This is a genomic window from Chryseobacterium sp. UYP7, from assembly GCF_056279225.1.
Map to the genome: position 1 here is coordinate 1 of NZ_JBWBQW010000008.1, position 15,983 is coordinate 15,983.

The following is a 15,983-nucleotide window of genomic DNA, read 5'->3' on the forward strand; positions in this document are numbered from 1 at the left end:
AAAAGAATGTCAAAAAAGTAAAAAGTAATTTTTTCATAAGATAAATTTTAAATTGTTATTATATTTTGAGGGTGCTTTCGAAATTTCCTACAACGTTTTGCGTATTGGCGATGGTGCGGCTTTAACGCGGAAACTTTCTTATTATAAATTAAAATTCGGAACATGTGAAATGGTTAAACTTGCGATTCCTCCGCACTATTGCCAATACGATGTTGTAACACGTTTTTTTTCGCCTAATTTTCCAAAATAATATGTTCACCAAAAGTGTTCATCATTGTTAGTCCTATTGTTCCACAACTATTTTTTCGATATTTTTTTGCATTTAGAATTCCTGTTTCGTCTGTGTCCCAACTTGTTTTGAATTTGTATTTTAATGTATCCAATCTATTTTCAACTACTTTAGAACTATGATTTACAACTTGCCAATCATATTGGTCGTTTTTCCAACATACACCAATTTCATCTCCGATTGGGTCGATGTGACTTATTTCAACTTTTACATAATTCGTTTTTGGGATTGAGTTATATTCTCCGTTTATAAAATATCTCGTTTCTCCATCAGTAATTACAGATACGCATTGTTTTTTATCAGCAGAATAAATTTTAAAGTTAGTTCTATTAGTGTGGTCGCCAAATGCAATTACAATTGTTATAATTGCAACCACTAAAAAAATTAATGCTACTAAAATTATTTTTAATATAAATTTCAATCTCGGTTTTTATAAAATGTGTTACAACGGTTGCGTATTTCTGTTGGCGGGGACTTTTATAACAAGTTTTTGTAAATATAACAAATTGAACAATTAGCGAAAATCTTGATGATAGGAACTTCCGACCCGCTAATAGAAATACCCTGTTATAAGATGTTTTTATTTCTTACTAGTTCTTTCAAGTGCTGATCTATAAACATTCCAGTTCTTTTGAATAGAAATAGCAACGAAATTTTCATTTATATTTTCCTTCAGTTTTTCCTTTACTTTGATAGTGTCGTTACTTGCTAAATAGTAATAACTTATCCCTGCTTGTCTAATTCTAAAAACATATTTAACATCCAGATTTGATTTAAGTAATTCTTCATTAATAATTTCTTCAAAATCGTCCAGTTTTTTCATTTTCTCATCCGAGGAAAATTGTTGACGTTCAGAATTATATAAGGTTTTAATTTCTACTAAATATTTGTAATTGTTCATAAATTCTGGATTGAAATTCGGACTTAACATTATCAAGCTTAATTCTTTCAGATTGACGTTGCTTGTCTGCAGAATTTTTTGGTTTTTCAGATTAGCTCTTTCAGAAAGATCAATGCTTGAATCATTTTGAACCATTTTATCAGTAGAAATATTTTGAAATTTTAAATCAGGCTGTTTGTTACAGCTTAAACTAATGAGAAGTAGTATTGAATATAGCACTTTCTTCATAAAATATCTTATAACTTGTTTATATGTCTTACTTCGTCAGACAAATACAACCTATTTGGTAGGTATTTGTCTGATTATCGTAAGACTTATTTCTAATCACTAAGATATATTTTTTTTCTTTATAAATCGTCAAACGGACTTTTTATCTGTTGTAAGCTTTTTGTGCTTACGTGGGTGTAAATTTCAGTTGTTCTGCTGCTGTTATGTCCAAGTAGTTCTTGAATATAGCGTAAATCAGTTCCACTTTCTAATAAATGAGTAGCATAACTGTGGCGAAGCCAATGTAAGGTCACTGGCTTTTTAATGTTGGCTTTTTGCAATGCATGTTTTAGTACACTCTGAAGGCTTTTTGGAGAGTAAATAGTACCTGGTTCTTGACCTTCAAATAAATACGTTTTTGGTTTGTAAAGCTGATAATATGCCCTTAATAATTCTAAAATCTTTGGAGATAAGGGTGTAATTCTGTCTTTTTTCCCTTTTGCTTGCTTGATCAGAACAATATTTCTTTTAGAATCTATATCAAGAGGTCTTAATTGGAGTAATTCGCTACATCGCAGCCCACAACTGTAGATTAAAGAAAGCATCATTTTGTGCTTCATATTGGCATGTGCCTCTAAAATATTCTTTACTTCTTCTTTACTTAAAACATTTGGTAATGTTTTAGGCTTTTTTGGACGGTCAATTTTATCTACTTCTATTTTGGTATTACGTACTGTTCCAAAATATAATTTTACAGCACTAATAACTTGGTTCTGGTAAGATGCAGATAATTTGTTTTTCAAAATGTAATCATTATTATAATCAAGTACATCTGCATTAGTTAGTTCACAAATATTGTTCGCCTGGTTATAAACCAAAAATGATCTTAACGCCTCAGAGTAAGTTTTGATTGTATTTGCGCTATATCTTTTCGAAGAGAGCCAGCGAATGAACTGTTTGAGATCTTCTTGTCCCTCTACTGAAAGCTTGATATCTTTTTTCTGTATAATGCGGAAACGTTCTCTATTTTCTCGCGTGTCCGGGATATGCCAGAGTTTTTTTTGTTGACTCCATCTTGCACCATGTATAAGTTTTATGCGTTCAATCAATTCCTTGTTTTTCTCGAATTATACACCAATTCGATCTTCATTTCTATGGTTAATTAATTTCGCTTTCCAGATCATATCCAATTGATTTTGAGATATAAAGATAATTAAAATTCTATTCTAAATTTAATCTTTAGGATTTCATGTCAATTCGATAATTAGTACATCTTTATTTTTTTTTGCAAAACCACTCATTCAAATCCTTAAAATCACGATACAATAAAGAACAATCATCTACATTTTCATATTTCTCACGAATAATTTCTCTTGTATTTTCTCCATTTGGATCATTGTCCAAGAAAAGCGAAATTCGATCATAATTTTTCAATATTTCATCAGCTTTAAAAAGCATTGCAGTAGAGTTCAATATCAAATAATCTGATATTAGATTTTCTGATTTCTCAATATTTCTGAAAGTTAGGTAATCAAAAAAACCTTCGAAAATGCAAATTTCATTGTTCTGATGATTTGAATTTCTAATCAACGTAACATCTTTTTTGCCCAGACATATTTTAGAATATTTATTTCGGATTTCCACTCCTCCAGAATTGTTATAAAACCCAATTCCGAAATACTTCTTGCCATTCAATTCGTAATGAATTTCTTTAACAAAATGACTTTGTTCAAAAACCTTTCTTGATTTCAAGTATTGAATTAATGCCGGATGCTTAACCTCATTGACTTCAACAATTTGATAACTTTTCTTCGTAGTTTCATTTTTAAAATCATTTTCCGGAACACGAAAATTGAATTCCGAAAGATATTTCAAAGCATCAGAAACTGAACATTTTTTCATCTGCTGAACAATCGAAATTACATCATAACTTTTTCCTGTTCCGAAATCAAATCCTACATTTTTTACAAAATCAACTGAAAAGCTAGGAACTGCCTCTACTCTATCCAAAGCAAAATAAAATGCAATCCGTTGGTTTTCTTTTACAGGAAAAAGATTGAATGATTCTAAAACCGTTCTGATATTCACTTTCTCTGTTATTTTTTCGCAATTCATTTTTTTCTTTTTTAAAGCAAATTTTTTATCCACATTTTCCTTTTTAATAAAAAAAGACTTTTAATTACTTTTTGATATACTTTTAGTGGATGGCTGACACTCTCTATGCAAAGTAGTTTTGTAACAATTTAGAATGAGCGCAATTCCGAATCAAAGATGAGTACAAATCCGTAATTGAAATGAGTACAAATCCGAAAATCCACCTGTTTTGAAATGAGTGCAATTCCGAATAGAAATATTTTTTTTTCTGCAATAATCGCGGTTAGTCGTAATTTCATATCGTTATCCATAGTTGTAATGATTTTAAAATTTTGAAAAGAGTGCAATTCCGAACACTCATTACAATTTCCCTTTATTTTAACATTTCCTTAACTTCAGCGAGTGCAATTCCGAAGTCTGAATGAGTGCAATTCCGAGATGAAATAAGTGCGAATCCGAATTCAGATAATATTTGGATAACCATTTGGTAATAACTCTCCCATTTTCGTCTTTCTGTACTTCCTTATTATTATTAGCTGAATTTCATTCAGAAATATTTTTCCCTGAAAATCTGTAGATTTAATTTCTTGTAATCGGTTTGTTCTGATAAACTCTTTGAAAGATTGGTCGATTAACGCTCTAGTTTGTGGAATATTCCTGTATTGATGAGAAAAATGAAGCATTTCTTCTTCCTGTAAACCATACCTTTTTCTGAAATAAATTAATCTTCGGGTAATTTCCAATAGATCTTGTGTATCGGCGGACAAAGTATCATCCAAAATCGTTTTGGTATGATAAGGAAGGATGAAAATATGATCTCTTTCGCATTTATAATTGAAAGACATATTATTGAACTTATTAAGACTGATTCTCACAGATTTTAAAAATTTAAAGCAAAAATCATTGGCTGTTTTATAATTCAAATTGAATTTCTTATTCAACGTAGAAAGCTTTAAAACCGTTCCATTTTCAGGTAATTTAGAAAGCCATATTGCAAAAATGATATGTTTATTATTTTTGATGTTATACACCAGATTATAAAGGATGTAATTGTATTCAGGAATGACCATAAGTTTTTTCAACCAATAACTGCTTATCAAAAATGAGGTATAACCTCTGTGATCATAACTTGGCGTAGAAATAAGTCCTCCAAAAGTTTTAATTTCTCTACCTTTCGAATTAAGTGATTTGTACCAACTCATTTTGAATTTAGCCAAAAACTCATACGCATTTACAACTTGTTTTGTAGAACCACTTGGCGAGATTTTACTGTTCCTAATTTTTATAGAAGCAAAAGTGTTATTTTCGGTTTCAAATTCTTCATCGAATAAAGTCAGTTGTTTCGGACGGTCTTCCGGTCGAAACTGCTCATTACTAATAATTGAAACGATATTGAAAATTACTCGAAGTGCATTGATCGGAATATCTGCCGCCTCACTATTTTCAAAAATGAAATCGTCCACGAAATTATTTCCCAGTCTTATTCTGTCAGGAAATCTCCCCTCTTTTTTTTCAAATTCCTTGCGGATTAATTTCAAATCCTTTTCTGGAATGTTCATAATCGTTTTTTAGGTTTTGTTTTGGAGTCTATTACCGATTTTATTTTTTTAGTTATCAATTGAAAACTTAGAGCGCTTTATATTGGGAATTGATCGGATTGTATTATTGGTGGTACTTTTCATAAAAGGCAAAGTGCTTTTCAATGAAGACTTCCAATTGGTAATCGGCCGGTCTGAACTATTTTTCCAGTTATTATTTATCCAATTTCTATATTTTTCTTTAATGCTGAAATCTAATTGGGAATCATAACTTTCTAATGTTTGAGCATAATCAATGAACTCTTCAATTGTAGGAAAACCTCTATCATCTATAATTGGACTTAATACTTTTGACAACTGAGGTGTAATCTTTTGATTGACAATTTTGGGAATGTTTTCACTTGTATCTTGAATCGGTAAACCAGTCTGCAATGGAATTTCTAATTGTTCTGTTTTTTGAGAAATAGTCTCTCTTCCCTTTCGTTGCTTTTCCGAAACTTTAGAGTGAGTAATCAATAAAGGATAATCTAAAATCAATTTATAATATCCAGGAGAACCATTTTTAGTTTGATATTGAATTAAACCTAAACTCCTTAGTTTCTCTTTTGTGCATTTTACCGTTTTTCTTGTTAATCCTAACTGTTTACTAATTTCAACATCTGAAATATTGAAATCATAACGATTGGTGTCATTACTAGTTTTCAAAAGGTAGAGATAAATTGAGATTGCCGTAGAACCTACTTGATTTTCTTTGTTAAAATGCCAAAACCGTTGAATGAGTTCAAGATAATACATGCTTATTTTTTTCCAAAAAGTTCCAATGCTCTTTCGATATCGATGATGATGATATTTCCGTTTTGGATGATGGCCTCATTTAAAATACCTGAAGATTTTACTTCCGAAGCCTTCGACACGGAGCAACCAAGAATCTTCGCCAATCCTTTCAAACCGTATTCATACTTTTTATAAGAATTGAGATTTTTGGAAACTTCTAAGAATTCTTCAACGGTTAACTGCCAAATCGGTGTTTTAGGATCAATACTTTTCATTTGAAGTGATCTTTTAAATTACTAGTTCATCTGATTATCATGAATGTTCTTGTTGTGAGCTTTATTCACTTTAGAAATCCAATTCCTCGCGGCCGCTTGCCAGCATTTCATGGGTTTATTATTACTCAATTTCCAATTTGCAGATTGATATGATGAATAAAATTGATCTGCATTTGTAGAAAGAAAATCACGTTCGGTAAAATATAATTCAACTTCATCCCTCATCGGTACAGAAAAAGAAACCTCTAGTTTTGGTAATATTTTTCGATTTTGTAATCCTTTATTATTATCTACCTTTTCAGTTTCAAAAGCAGTAATTTCAATCAAACTCCCTTTGTAGGAATCATAGCTAGGCAAATAAATAATAAATCCGGCTTCGTAAAGCTCTCTAATGCACTTATGGTAAGTAGCGATCGATTTGATTTTACCTAACTTCATCACTTCTTCTCTGCAAATACGAAAAGGATTTTGAAACTGGTTTAAACTCCATAGCTGGAAAAGAGAAACGTACATACTGATATGAGAGGGATTTAAACGGTCATCCTCGATGACCCGTTCAAAAAAACTGATGATATTTTTAGACTGCTTCATAAATGCTGATTTACAATTAATGTTTAAAATCCATCAGTAGTTTCTGGATGTCTTTATAATTGTAATACAGCGTCCCTCCTATTTTACTGTAATACAAGGTTCCGTTAATTCTCAGGTTTTGTAAGGTTCCTGAAGATATTTTTAAAAGCTCCTTGACTTCGGAAGTTCGAAGCCATAGTTTCTCTTCTGTCTTCTTTCCCTGAAGCAAGGTTTCAATACTTTCGAGGAGTTCAATTTTAAACTGCTGGAGATCTTCTTTGGTGATAATTGCTATTGCCATAATTTGAAATTATTTTATATAACAAATTTTGGTATTATTGATGGATTACACCCCCAAGGTGTACCCAAGTTGGGTATTGATATTTTAAAGAAAGCTGAGTTGAAGGCGCTATCACTAAGTTTTTTTTCATTGAACTTCAGAAAGCTCCAACAAAATCAATAAAAAATTTTCCAAAAATATTGAGTTTTTTGAATTGCTACAAGGTGGGCTTTAAAGTCAGAAAATTTCTTATTCATCCTGCGAATCCATTTTGTTATTCAACAAATTTTGCAGATTATCTAAGAATTTTGTCCGGGATGACCTGTTTTTTATTTCCAAGTATGTCCGATAGACATCACCGAGTTCTATACTGAAAACCGCCTCAAAATAAGCGCTGATCTCCTTGATATCCGCACTTCCATTATTGAATGTTCCTTTGCAGTGCAAGGCATAAATTAATTCAATCAGGGATGTCTTATTATCTGTCCAGGCCAGTTTTGTTTTGGGCGTGGATATTCGGTAATGCTCGTCCCCTTGCCTATTTAATTTTAGCAATTGGTCATTCAGATAAACTTCGAGGAGGTCGTTTGCCATGATTTTTGCGACTTTATAATCATGAGAAGTACTGAATCTTGCATCTGATTCAAAAACAAAAGAGTCTAAACTCAACTTAACGTCGAGTTTTTTGCGGATAAAATATTTATGATCAAGGTAGGTACTGAGGGTTCTGTAATATCCATAAAAATCGACATTTTCCTCAAAAAACTCTTTCAGTTTAATGAGTTCTGTCTGATAGTATTTTCGAATCATCTTTTCACCTCCACTTGGCTTACGGGTTTCGATTCTATAGACTTCATTATGATAGATTAATTTTGATAATATCAAGGGTTTACGGTTTTTGAAGAAATCTATTTCTTCAGTGTCTGAAGGAAACTTAGTGCGTAAAACAAAAGATTTCAGTTTTTTCAATGCATTATTAATTTCCAGCATTGATTCTTCTGCTCTTCTTAGAGGTTTGTCAGATTCTAAACTTAGAAATAGTAATCTGCTTTCCAATTCACTTTCGAGATTTCCAATGAACTTAACCATAGATATTTCATTTATACTCAAATGTATTGCCCATCATTAATTCATTTGCTACACTGTAGATTAAATAATGCCAAAAGCCCAAAGAACTACACGAAAGTGTAGGTAGCTGAACATGCAAAAAAAGTAGATTTGACAAACTTTTTATCATGGACCGTTATTTAAGAAACCGCATTTATCTCAGTAACAGTGAGCAACAAAAATTAAAAAATTTCTCGATTGTTATTGCCGGTAATGGAATCGGAAGCAATATCGCGGAATGTGCACTTCGTACGGGATTTGAAAAAATATGCGTGATTGATGGTGACCTCATCGAAGACTCCAATCTCAACAGACAAAATTACACTGAAGGCCAGATAGGAACTTCAAAATCTGCCGCACTTTACGAAAGACTAAAAAGCATCAATTCGCATGCGGAAATCGGCTATATAAATGAGTTTATAAGTATCGGCAATGTGCCAGAAACAGGGAGATACAATGCCGGAATCAACGCCTTGGACTACACGAATGAAGCACCTCAGCTATTTGATGAATCATGTTTTAACAGTGGCATACCGGTTTTACATCCATATAATGTTGGATGGGGAGGATTAGTTACTGTTCTTTCACCCGATGGACTACCTCTTGAATCAATTGGAAAATCCAGTAGTTTTAATGAAGTGGAGGTAGTAGAATATGCTGCAAATTACCAACGTTACTGGCAGAAACCTCAGATATGGCTTGAAGAAATATTAAATCGATATAGAAATGAAGAACTCACGCAACCACCACCCCAGTTGGCTATTGGATCGTGGTATGTCGCCGCGATGTGTACCCATCTTTTGGTGAAAATAGCTACAGGGAGGTTTTATAAAAAATTTCCGGAGTTTTATTTGAGTTCTTTATTTCAGGAAGAAGAACAAGGAAGAAATTCTTTATTAAAGTAGTTTGTTATTTTTGACATAAGCTAATGCCTCTCCCATATTTTTAACCTGCAATTTTTCAAAAAGCTTTCTTCGATGAAATTTAACAGTATCGACAGCGATAAACATTCTATCTGCTATTTGGCTTATAGTTAATCCCTGCGCATGCAGGCGAACAGTCTGCAACTCCCGTTCCGTTAATCTACTTTTATCAATTTTATTCCATACTCCGGCGGCTAAATCGAGCTCCCAGAATGAATCTTCCCCTGTCTTCGAAAGTAGGACATTTCCTGAAACATCGTGGGAAGACAGCGAAACGACACAAAGTGCTTTCCATATTTTACCTTCGGAAGTAATAAATATCGGGGTTAATTTGTGATTGATCAAGATTTTCTCTTTTCCAGTCTGTAAATTAAAATCATAGGAAATGCTGTAATTTTTCCGGTCTTGGAGTGGTGTAGTGTAAAAAAAATCAAAACCTATCTCGTTCACTCTGATCAACATTTCCAAGTCATCTTTCGATACGTATTTGAAGTAGAAAGCATATCCCATCGCCATGACTTCCGAAGGAGTATGATTACATAGAAAAAGTGGATTATCTGACACATATTCGAATTCCTTTCTCTCATAGTCGATTACATACATGCTCATGTATGAAAGCCTGCAGACGGCTCTTAGGGTTTCGAGATAATTGTCACTTTGAGCATACTCATCTTCCGATAAAAAATCTACCGTATTCTTTCTTGAAAAGAATCTGTGTATTTCATCCATAACTAAGAGCGAATTTTGTTGAACTTATCTACCTTATCATGTAGCTTTTATCTTTATTTATCAAATCTACACAAAAGTGTAGAGAATATATAAAAATATCATAATATTTTTGCTAAAACAATAAAAATATGACGCAAAATATAGAATATTACAAAATGTCTCCTGAAAATATCGATGAATTAATTTATTTTGTAGTTAATGAAAACCGTCTGCATCATCGGGAAATTTTGACAGCTGAAGACATAAATTCTACGAGAAAAATATTATGTGCTGAAGAAAAACAATATTTTAACGCTCATATTTTCGTTGCAATGTCGTATAATATTATTTGTGGGAGCATCAGAATCTTCCAAAAAACACCAACTCAAATTTTACCTATAGAAAAGATTTTTAATATTAATATTGAAACCTCAGTCAGTTTGGGAACACCCATTTATCATATCGGCAGATTCGCTGTATCCAAAGGAGCAGACAAGAAAGGTTTCCATATTTTTAAAACGCTGATTGCACTTGCACTACAAGTTGCGCAACAAAGTCATAAAGGAATTGTCTTAGCAGAATGCGACGTTAAATTATTGCGAACGATCCAGCTTCTAGGGATAGAAGCTGAAGCGATTGGTAAGCCTATACTCTATATGGGATCGGAAACAGTTCCCATAAGATTGCCTTGGGCCGGATATCAAGTTTTCCTAAACAAAAACAAGGATTTCCTGAACAGTGAACTTAGGATATTCAGGAAGGACCTCCATGATGTAAAGCTACCTCCATGAACACTTATCATTTTGATCTATTACAAAAACATCTTAAAAAAGCATTGGAGCGCTACTGTCAACTTTGTGATTCCTCATCGGAACGGCAGTATATTTCCACGGAGAATGTCTTATCACAAACCAAAGAAATTGTTCAAAATTATATAAAGTTGTTTCAGACTTTACATTTTTTAGATCAACAAAAGGAATACTATCACCATGGATTTATCTTTAGTTATCAGGAGATGGAGGAAGTGATAACAACCAATGGAGATCATACTGAGATGGTGAAATTACTACTTAAAGCCTACCAGCGCATCTCTGAATCAGCTTTGAAAGACCAGTTTTTTCTTCCTATACATGTTCAGCAAATCAATTCAGAGGAAATTCAAATTTTTTTAGGGGTTGTGACCAAGGAGCAGCACCATTACACAATTTCCGTTGTATCCCATCAAACGGTTTTTCCAAGACCATCTGCATCGATAGGAAACAACCGGTACCGGTACCTGTTGAGATTGCTAGAAACTTATGATCCTGACGACAAAGGAACCTTAGAAGCTTTTGTTAAAAGCAAAGGCCTCTCTTACCGCCAAATTTCAAAAGACAGCAATGCATTTTTTGAAAGTCCCTTTTACCATCATTATCTTAAAATCAAAATGATACCTGTACTCGAAGATCTTCTTTTGAGTACATTGAGCTATAAAGAAATTGCCTATAAAAATGGATTTGCCAGTTACCATCAACTCTATACTTTGTTCCATAAAACTTACCACTTCCCGTTCCACCGCACTCCCCGGATCGCACTGCAACAGTGACTTTACCGTACCAACTTTATTATTCTGTTGATACTATTATGCATATAAACGTTTTTATTATTCATAAAAATATTTTTATTACACATACTTCTGCCACTAAAGTAAATGTATCTGAAAAAGGGATGTTGCAATTTTACATCATCAAAAATGCAGACATGAAAACCTTTATTAACAAATTGCCCATATATGCATCGTATGCTTTTATTTTACTTTTTATATATGCAGCGGGAAGTAAAATGTTCGATTTTGAAAATTTTCAGGTGCAGTTGGCGCAGTCCCCGTTGCTGAGTGCCTATGCGGGATTTGTTTCTTATGGGGTCATTATCTTAGAACTGGTTATCGTAGGTTTTCTTTGCTTCCACGCTAGCCGACTTTTGGGTTTATATGCTTCGTTTGCCATCATGGTCGCTTTTACGGTTTACATCTATCTCATCCTTAACTATAGTGATTTTGTGCCGTGCTCCTGCGGCGGCATTTTAGAAAAATTGGGCTGGACCGAACATCTGATTTTTAATATTGCATGTGTTGTGATGGCAGGTCTTGCTATAATAGCCGCATCTCCTTTCCCTCCGGATCTTTCGTCCTTGGATCATTCTGAAGAAGATTGGATGAATAATTACTGGCAGCGAAGAAAAAGCCGACGAATGCTTGCTTATAAAATGATGGTATTGCTGGTTCTTTCTGCAGGCAGTATGATCGCCCTGTTTCTTTCTTCTGAACATATCATGAAAAAAGAAAATAATTTTACGCGCAGGTTTCTTTTGCATCCTTTGGAAGATGAAGATGCTAAAATAAACCTCGGTTTTAATTCCTATTATTTTGCAGGTTTTGACAACTATCACCTTTATCTGGGAAATACTACCGCACCTTTTGTACTCACAACAGTAGATACTGCCCTGAAAACGAAAACGGAATTCAAAATTAAACCGGAGAAGACCGATTATTCCTTCCGGAACGTACGGGTAAATGTAAAAGCACCCTATTTTTATCTGTATGACGGTGATGTCCCTGTAATTTATCGGGGAAAGCTGCCTGGTCACGGTGCACATATTGTCAGCTACAACGAGGCTTTTTTTTCGCAGCTTGCGGTAATTGACAGTGTAAATTTTGGTATAAGAACCATGCTGAGAGATAACAATATGTATATCATAGGCAGTCTCCATCTTACAAATCCTGCAAGGGTATATCTCAATCCCGATATTCTTCAGAAGCAAACGGACGGCCTGTTCGATTCAGACGGCAAACTGGTGGAAGATCCGAAAAGTGGAAATCTCATCTACACCTATTTTTACCGCAATGAATTTCTAGTAATGGACTCCCGACTCCATCTGCTCCGAAGACTAAAAACTATTGATACCATCAGCCATGCGCAGGTACGCGCAGTAGTCATGTCGGATGGAAGACGTAAAATGGTTGCTCCCCCGCTACAGGTAAACAAAAATACGACAGCCATTGGCGGTGTTCTTTTTAACCAATCGAATCTGCGGGGAAAATTTGAAGAAAAAGCTGCTTGGAAGCAGGCTTCTGTGATCGACTGTTACCGCACAGACCAACAGAAATATATAGGCAGTTTTTATATCTCCAACAGAGGAAGAAACAAAGTAGCGCAAATGCTTGCAACGGAACGCTACCTCTACATAATTTCCGGAAACGAGCTCGTCCGGTACCGATTTGCGCAGTCGTTTATCGGGCAGCTCAAAACAGGGGATGCTGAAAACCTGTAAAAAGAGTAAGCGTCACTTTTTAATTTTTTAATTATGAAAAATTTAATTTTTCCGGCAGTATTGATCTTTGCCGGAGTTGGGGCAGCTTTTGCCACCAACAAAATTCAGGATGCTCCTTCAGCACTCGAAAAAGGAGCCTACTTTGCAAACGGGGTCTGTAACATTACACCCGTCAACTGTTCACCTAGTGGTGTAATTGCATGTACTTTTTCCGGACATAATCTAAATCGGTTTGTCAACGGAACACAGTGTGGAATGGATCTCTATCAGCCTTAATAGGTAAACGAGCAGTTATTTATCCGGGCCGGAAGATTTTCTTCCGGCTTTTTAGTCTGAAATAAATGTAATGCTGTTCTTACAACCTTGCTCCTTAGTATTTCTAAATATTTGAATTTTTTTACATTTCCGATAACTCTTCGGTTACTGCTGCAGATAGGCAAAAACAAATGACGGAAATATACTTCCGCCACCATTGATTATGTTTTGTCCTTTCTCATTTGCTTGTTGATCCAGGGTACCTCTTTTTGATCTTTCAGAAAATAGTCCCACCATTCCAGCATCCTGATAAAAAGGTCTTTTCCCTCTTCGTTACCCCTACCCAGATCATGTTTCCGGAATGGATAAAATACAGCGATCACGTTTTTATTATTGCGCTTCAGTCCGATATAAAATTCCATCACCTGGTCCCACGCAATATTATCATCTTTCTTACCTGCCCATAAAAATACAGGTGCCTGTACTTTTTCTACGTGGTAGATGGGGCTGTTTTGAAGATACCGTTTTTTATCGTCCGAAAATTTCTTTTTCATTTCATATTGCCCGTTTTCAAATTGAAAATAAAAGGGCAATAAAAATCCATAATTAAAGGAGAAGTAGGAGCGCATAAGGTCACTGTTTCCTGCCCCCGAGATATACGCCGCAAAACGGTCGGAATGCGTAGCGATAAAATTGGTCTCATATCCTCCGTGAGAATGACCCACGAGACCCATCTTTCCGAAGTCGATATTTTTATGGCTGTTGAGCGCATCTAAAGCACTGTTGACACAATCTAGTGCCGACAATCCTGTTCCGGAAGGTCCAAAAACAATGTCAGGCAAATAGACAAAATATCCTTTTTCCAGCAGTGTCCGTATATCGAAACCATCCCCTTTCGAGTAAAATTGAGGAATAACATAATGGTTACCCGTCCTTCTCTGAATCTGGTAAATTTGGACGACCATGGGATATTTTTTGCTAGAAGTAAATTCCACAGGATAATAAAGAATTCCTTTTAATGTTTGCCCCTCTGAGTTTTGATACGTGATGATTTCCTGCTTCAGATTTAATGCGTCTTTGTCTTTTAAGTTTCCGTTAAAAATAGTACTTTCCGCGTTCTTTTCCGCGTTTTCAAAAACCAGTTTGGTGGGCATATTATATTGTTCTTCTAGCCACGCAAACTTTTTGAGACCTTTGTCATACTTCAAATTCCTGATATGATTATTGGTCGTTCTTAAAATTACGGAAGTCCTACCTTTATTGTAAATCTGGTATGCCGTTTCGTTATTGAGATCATCATAAATTCGTAGGAGTATGGGTTGATTGGTATCCACTGTTGCTCTTCCAAAATCAAAAGTTCCTTCTTTGAAAATTTCTTTTTTTATGTTCACAATTTCTACTTGCTGTTTAGATGAAATAGGTAAGGATGTTAAGGTTCCGGTCCGTATATCGTAGCTCAGAAGGTCTATGCCTTCAAAAAGGATGTGCCGGTTATCAGTGCTGAAAACAGGATTTCCTTTTGCCGCGATGGTCGTCCTCTTACCAGAAATTAAATGGAACAGCTCCCACTGATCCACAGCTTTGCTATAAAGGATGCTTTCACCGTTATACGATACTGCCAGTGCCGGTACAGAACTGCCAAAGACGCCTCGCCCAAAACTCGTATTCTCTTTAATGGCGATTACCTTTCCTGAAAACTGCCATGCTTCCTGATCAGCGTCATAAATCCAGATATTTAAATCCGGAAAAAAAGAGGTGTAATCGATAAGCTCGTCATAGTTCACTCCAATAAAATACCGCGAACTGCCCACATCAATAATGGTCTTAAATTGATCGTTTGGAATCTTTTTTAATTCATTGGAATTCGCATTCCACATCCAGTACCTGTCAGTCGTATGCGGCATGAATTTATTTTCAAGTTTCTGATCGTTACCATACCAGATATCTACGGCGGGATGATCTTGCTGAACGGTTTCATAAGTATTGATAAAATAAGCATCTCCGTTCCCCAGTTCTCTGATATTGAAATTTACAGAAGCAGATATAGAAAACTCTGCGGGAAAATCCACCTGACCCGTTTTCAGCGTAATAAATACTGGTCTCTGAACCGCCGCACTGCTGTCTTCTTCCAGCAGAATGAGACGCCTTTCCGACGCACTCAATAGCAGACCTGACAGTTTATTCCGGGTGGCATATAGCTTTGAGAACTGAGACTGATATCCCGAATACACCTCTGACAGACCGTTATGCTGCCGGATAAAATAAAAGCGGTCTTTTTTATCCGTTATGAAATCTTTCACATCCCCTGCTTTGTTAATCACAAGGCCATCGGTGTTATACCATTTTAATTGGTGATCGCGGTCCAGAACGATAAACTGTTTGTGAGAACCCAGTGCTGATACTCTGTTGACATTGTGATAATACACTCTATTTTGAGTATTTAAATTCCACAGTTCTGCTTGGTTTTCGCCTAATGATAACAGATATCCGTTATTCAAAAATTCGCTGTAATCCTTCTTGGTAGTGTAACCTACAGCAGTGCCTGGCAATTCGTTATTGAAAACCGTTAGTGTATCCTGATTGGTGTCGTACCTCTTTCTGAGTGCCGACCATTCCCCGTTGTCTGAGAAATGTTCCAGAGAAACATGATAAAATCCGTTGACCCATTTCTGAATCGTATCCGCGGGGGTCTGTGCGCCGTAGTATTGACCTGTCAGCAAAAACAGGAGCATTGTATAGTAGAGTCTTACCAT

Annotated in this window: 17 protein-coding genes; 5 read left to right on the forward strand and 12 right to left on the reverse strand. The window is 35.0% G+C overall.

Going from position 1 to position 15,983, the window contains the following annotated elements:
* Nucleotides 1-233 precede the first annotated feature (233 nt).
* From ACZ9HT_RS14440 to ACZ9HT_RS14485, 10 genes are all read right to left on the reverse strand, one after another.
* Nucleotides 234-710, reverse strand: a complete 477-nt coding sequence (locus ACZ9HT_RS14440; protein WP_476041202.1) for a hypothetical protein — start codon at nucleotides 708-710, stop codon at nucleotides 234-236.
* 159 nt (nucleotides 711-869) lie between these two features.
* On the reverse strand, nucleotides 870-1,418 hold the full coding sequence (locus tag ACZ9HT_RS14445) for a hypothetical protein (RefSeq protein ID WP_476041203.1): 549 nt from the start codon (nucleotides 1,416-1,418) through the stop codon (nucleotides 870-872).
* Nucleotides 1,419-1,537: 119 nt separating this feature from the next.
* Nucleotides 1,538-2,506, reverse strand: coding sequence for a site-specific tyrosine recombinase/integron integrase (gene xerA / locus ACZ9HT_RS14450; protein ID WP_476041204.1), 969 nt, complete (start codon nucleotides 2,504-2,506; stop codon nucleotides 1,538-1,540).
* Nucleotides 2,507-2,672: 166 nt separating this feature from the next.
* Complete coding sequence (locus ACZ9HT_RS14455; RefSeq protein ID WP_476041205.1) at nucleotides 2,673-3,512, reverse strand: toprim domain-containing protein; 840 nt, start codon at nucleotides 3,510-3,512, stop codon at nucleotides 2,673-2,675.
* A 440-nt stretch (nucleotides 3,513-3,952) separates the two neighbouring features.
* On the reverse strand, nucleotides 3,953-5,050 hold the full coding sequence (locus tag ACZ9HT_RS14460; RefSeq protein WP_476041206.1) for a hypothetical protein: 1,098 nt from the start codon (nucleotides 5,048-5,050) through the stop codon (nucleotides 3,953-3,955).
* 48 nt (nucleotides 5,051-5,098) lie between these two features.
* The gene (locus ACZ9HT_RS14465; RefSeq protein ID WP_476041207.1) at nucleotides 5,099-5,824 is read right to left on the reverse strand and encodes a hypothetical protein; all 726 of its coding nucleotides are present in this window, start codon (nucleotides 5,822-5,824) and stop codon (nucleotides 5,099-5,101) included.
* A gap of 2 nt (nucleotides 5,825-5,826) precedes the next feature.
* Nucleotides 5,827-6,078, reverse strand: coding sequence for a DUF3853 family protein (locus tag ACZ9HT_RS14470; protein ID WP_476041208.1), 252 nt, complete (start codon nucleotides 6,076-6,078; stop codon nucleotides 5,827-5,829).
* A gap of 21 nt (nucleotides 6,079-6,099) precedes the next feature.
* Nucleotides 6,100-6,669, reverse strand: a complete 570-nt coding sequence (locus ACZ9HT_RS14475) for a hypothetical protein (RefSeq protein WP_476041209.1) — start codon at nucleotides 6,667-6,669, stop codon at nucleotides 6,100-6,102.
* A gap of 16 nt (nucleotides 6,670-6,685) precedes the next feature.
* Complete coding sequence (locus ACZ9HT_RS14480) at nucleotides 6,686-6,949, reverse strand: helix-turn-helix domain-containing protein (RefSeq protein WP_476041210.1); 264 nt, start codon at nucleotides 6,947-6,949, stop codon at nucleotides 6,686-6,688.
* Between the two features lie 228 nt (nucleotides 6,950-7,177).
* A complete protein-coding gene (locus ACZ9HT_RS14485) occupies nucleotides 7,178-8,017 on the reverse strand; it encodes an RteC domain-containing protein (RefSeq protein WP_476041211.1) in 840 nt (279 codons plus the stop codon).
* 146 nt (nucleotides 8,018-8,163) lie between these two features.
* Between ACZ9HT_RS14485 and ACZ9HT_RS14490 the strand changes: the two genes are divergently transcribed.
* Nucleotides 8,164-8,940 carry a ThiF family adenylyltransferase gene (locus ACZ9HT_RS14490; protein WP_476041212.1) on the forward strand — a complete coding sequence of 259 codons (777 nt, stop codon included), beginning with the start codon at nucleotides 8,164-8,166 and terminating at the stop codon, nucleotides 8,938-8,940.
* On the opposite strand, the gene ACZ9HT_RS14495 is transcribed toward ACZ9HT_RS14490, so the two are convergent.
* Nucleotides 8,932-9,687 carry a response regulator transcription factor gene (locus ACZ9HT_RS14495; RefSeq protein ID WP_476041213.1) on the reverse strand — a complete coding sequence of 252 codons (756 nt, stop codon included), beginning with the start codon at nucleotides 9,685-9,687 and terminating at the stop codon, nucleotides 8,932-8,934. The genes ACZ9HT_RS14490 and ACZ9HT_RS14495 overlap by 9 nt on opposite strands.
* Before the next feature lie 128 nt (nucleotides 9,688-9,815).
* Here ACZ9HT_RS14495 and ACZ9HT_RS14500 point away from each other — a divergent pair, with 128 nt between their 5' ends.
* From ACZ9HT_RS14500 to ACZ9HT_RS14515, 4 genes are read left to right on the forward strand one after another with little or no spacing between them, the layout of a single operon-like run.
* Nucleotides 9,816-10,457: an N-acyl amino acid synthase FeeM domain-containing protein gene (locus tag ACZ9HT_RS14500; RefSeq protein ID WP_476041214.1), complete on the forward strand. Its 642-nt coding sequence runs from the start codon at nucleotides 9,816-9,818 to the stop codon at nucleotides 10,455-10,457.
* On the forward strand, nucleotides 10,454-11,251 hold the full coding sequence (locus tag ACZ9HT_RS14505) for a helix-turn-helix domain-containing protein (protein WP_476041215.1): 798 nt from the start codon (nucleotides 10,454-10,456) through the stop codon (nucleotides 11,249-11,251). The genes ACZ9HT_RS14500 and ACZ9HT_RS14505 overlap by 4 nt, the downstream gene beginning before the upstream one ends.
* A 38-nt stretch (nucleotides 11,252-11,289) precedes the next feature.
* Complete coding sequence (locus tag ACZ9HT_RS14510; protein ID WP_476041216.1) at nucleotides 11,290-12,975, forward strand: MauE/DoxX family redox-associated membrane protein; 1,686 nt, start codon at nucleotides 11,290-11,292, stop codon at nucleotides 12,973-12,975.
* Nucleotides 12,976-13,008: 33 nt separating this feature from the next.
* A complete protein-coding gene (locus tag ACZ9HT_RS14515; protein ID WP_476041217.1) occupies nucleotides 13,009-13,251 on the forward strand; it encodes a DUF6520 family protein in 243 nt (80 codons plus the stop codon).
* 200 nt (nucleotides 13,252-13,451) lie between these two features.
* Here ACZ9HT_RS14515 and ACZ9HT_RS14520 read toward each other — a convergent pair whose 3' ends face one another.
* Complete coding sequence (locus tag ACZ9HT_RS14520) at nucleotides 13,452-15,983, reverse strand: alpha/beta hydrolase family protein (protein ID WP_476041218.1); 2,532 nt, start codon at nucleotides 15,981-15,983, stop codon at nucleotides 13,452-13,454.

Excerpts from the sequence above, each read along its gene's own strand:
- ACZ9HT_RS14445 (WP_476041203.1), bottom strand. The coding sequence starts at position 1,418 with ATGAAGAAAGTGCTATATTCAATACTACTTCTCATTAGTTTAAGCTGT.
- ACZ9HT_RS14455 (WP_476041205.1), bottom strand. The coding sequence starts at position 3,512 with ATGAATTGCGAAAAAATAACAGAGAAAGTGAATATCAGAACGGTTTTA.
- ACZ9HT_RS14460 (WP_476041206.1), bottom strand. The coding sequence starts at position 5,050 with ATGAACATTCCAGAAAAGGATTTGAAATTAATCCGCAAGGAATTTGAA.
- ACZ9HT_RS14465 (WP_476041207.1), bottom strand. The coding sequence starts at position 5,824 with ATGTATTATCTTGAACTCATTCAACGGTTTTGGCATTTTAACAAAGAA.
- ACZ9HT_RS14470 (WP_476041208.1), bottom strand. The coding sequence starts at position 6,078 with ATGAAAAGTATTGATCCTAAAACACCGATTTGGCAGTTAACCGTTGAA.
- ACZ9HT_RS14475 (WP_476041209.1), bottom strand. The coding sequence starts at position 6,669 with ATGAAGCAGTCTAAAAATATCATCAGTTTTTTTGAACGGGTCATCGAG.
- ACZ9HT_RS14480 (WP_476041210.1), bottom strand. The coding sequence starts at position 6,949 with ATGGCAATAGCAATTATCACCAAAGAAGATCTCCAGCAGTTTAAAATT.
- ACZ9HT_RS14485 (WP_476041211.1), bottom strand. The coding sequence starts at position 8,017 with ATGGTTAAGTTCATTGGAAATCTCGAAAGTGAATTGGAAAGCAGATTA.
- ACZ9HT_RS14490 (WP_476041212.1), top strand. The coding sequence starts at position 8,164 with ATGGACCGTTATTTAAGAAACCGCATTTATCTCAGTAACAGTGAGCAA.
- ACZ9HT_RS14495 (WP_476041213.1), bottom strand. The coding sequence starts at position 9,687 with ATGGATGAAATACACAGATTCTTTTCAAGAAAGAATACGGTAGATTTT.
- ACZ9HT_RS14500 (WP_476041214.1), top strand. The coding sequence starts at position 9,816 with ATGACGCAAAATATAGAATATTACAAAATGTCTCCTGAAAATATCGAT.
- ACZ9HT_RS14505 (WP_476041215.1), top strand. The coding sequence starts at position 10,454 with ATGAACACTTATCATTTTGATCTATTACAAAAACATCTTAAAAAAGCA.
- ACZ9HT_RS14510 (WP_476041216.1), top strand. The coding sequence starts at position 11,290 with ATGCATATAAACGTTTTTATTATTCATAAAAATATTTTTATTACACAT.
- ACZ9HT_RS14515 (WP_476041217.1), top strand. The coding sequence starts at position 13,009 with ATGAAAAATTTAATTTTTCCGGCAGTATTGATCTTTGCCGGAGTTGGG.
- ACZ9HT_RS14520 (WP_476041218.1), bottom strand. The coding sequence starts at position 15,983 with ATGGTAAGACTCTACTATACAATGCTCCTGTTTTTGCTGACAGGTCAA.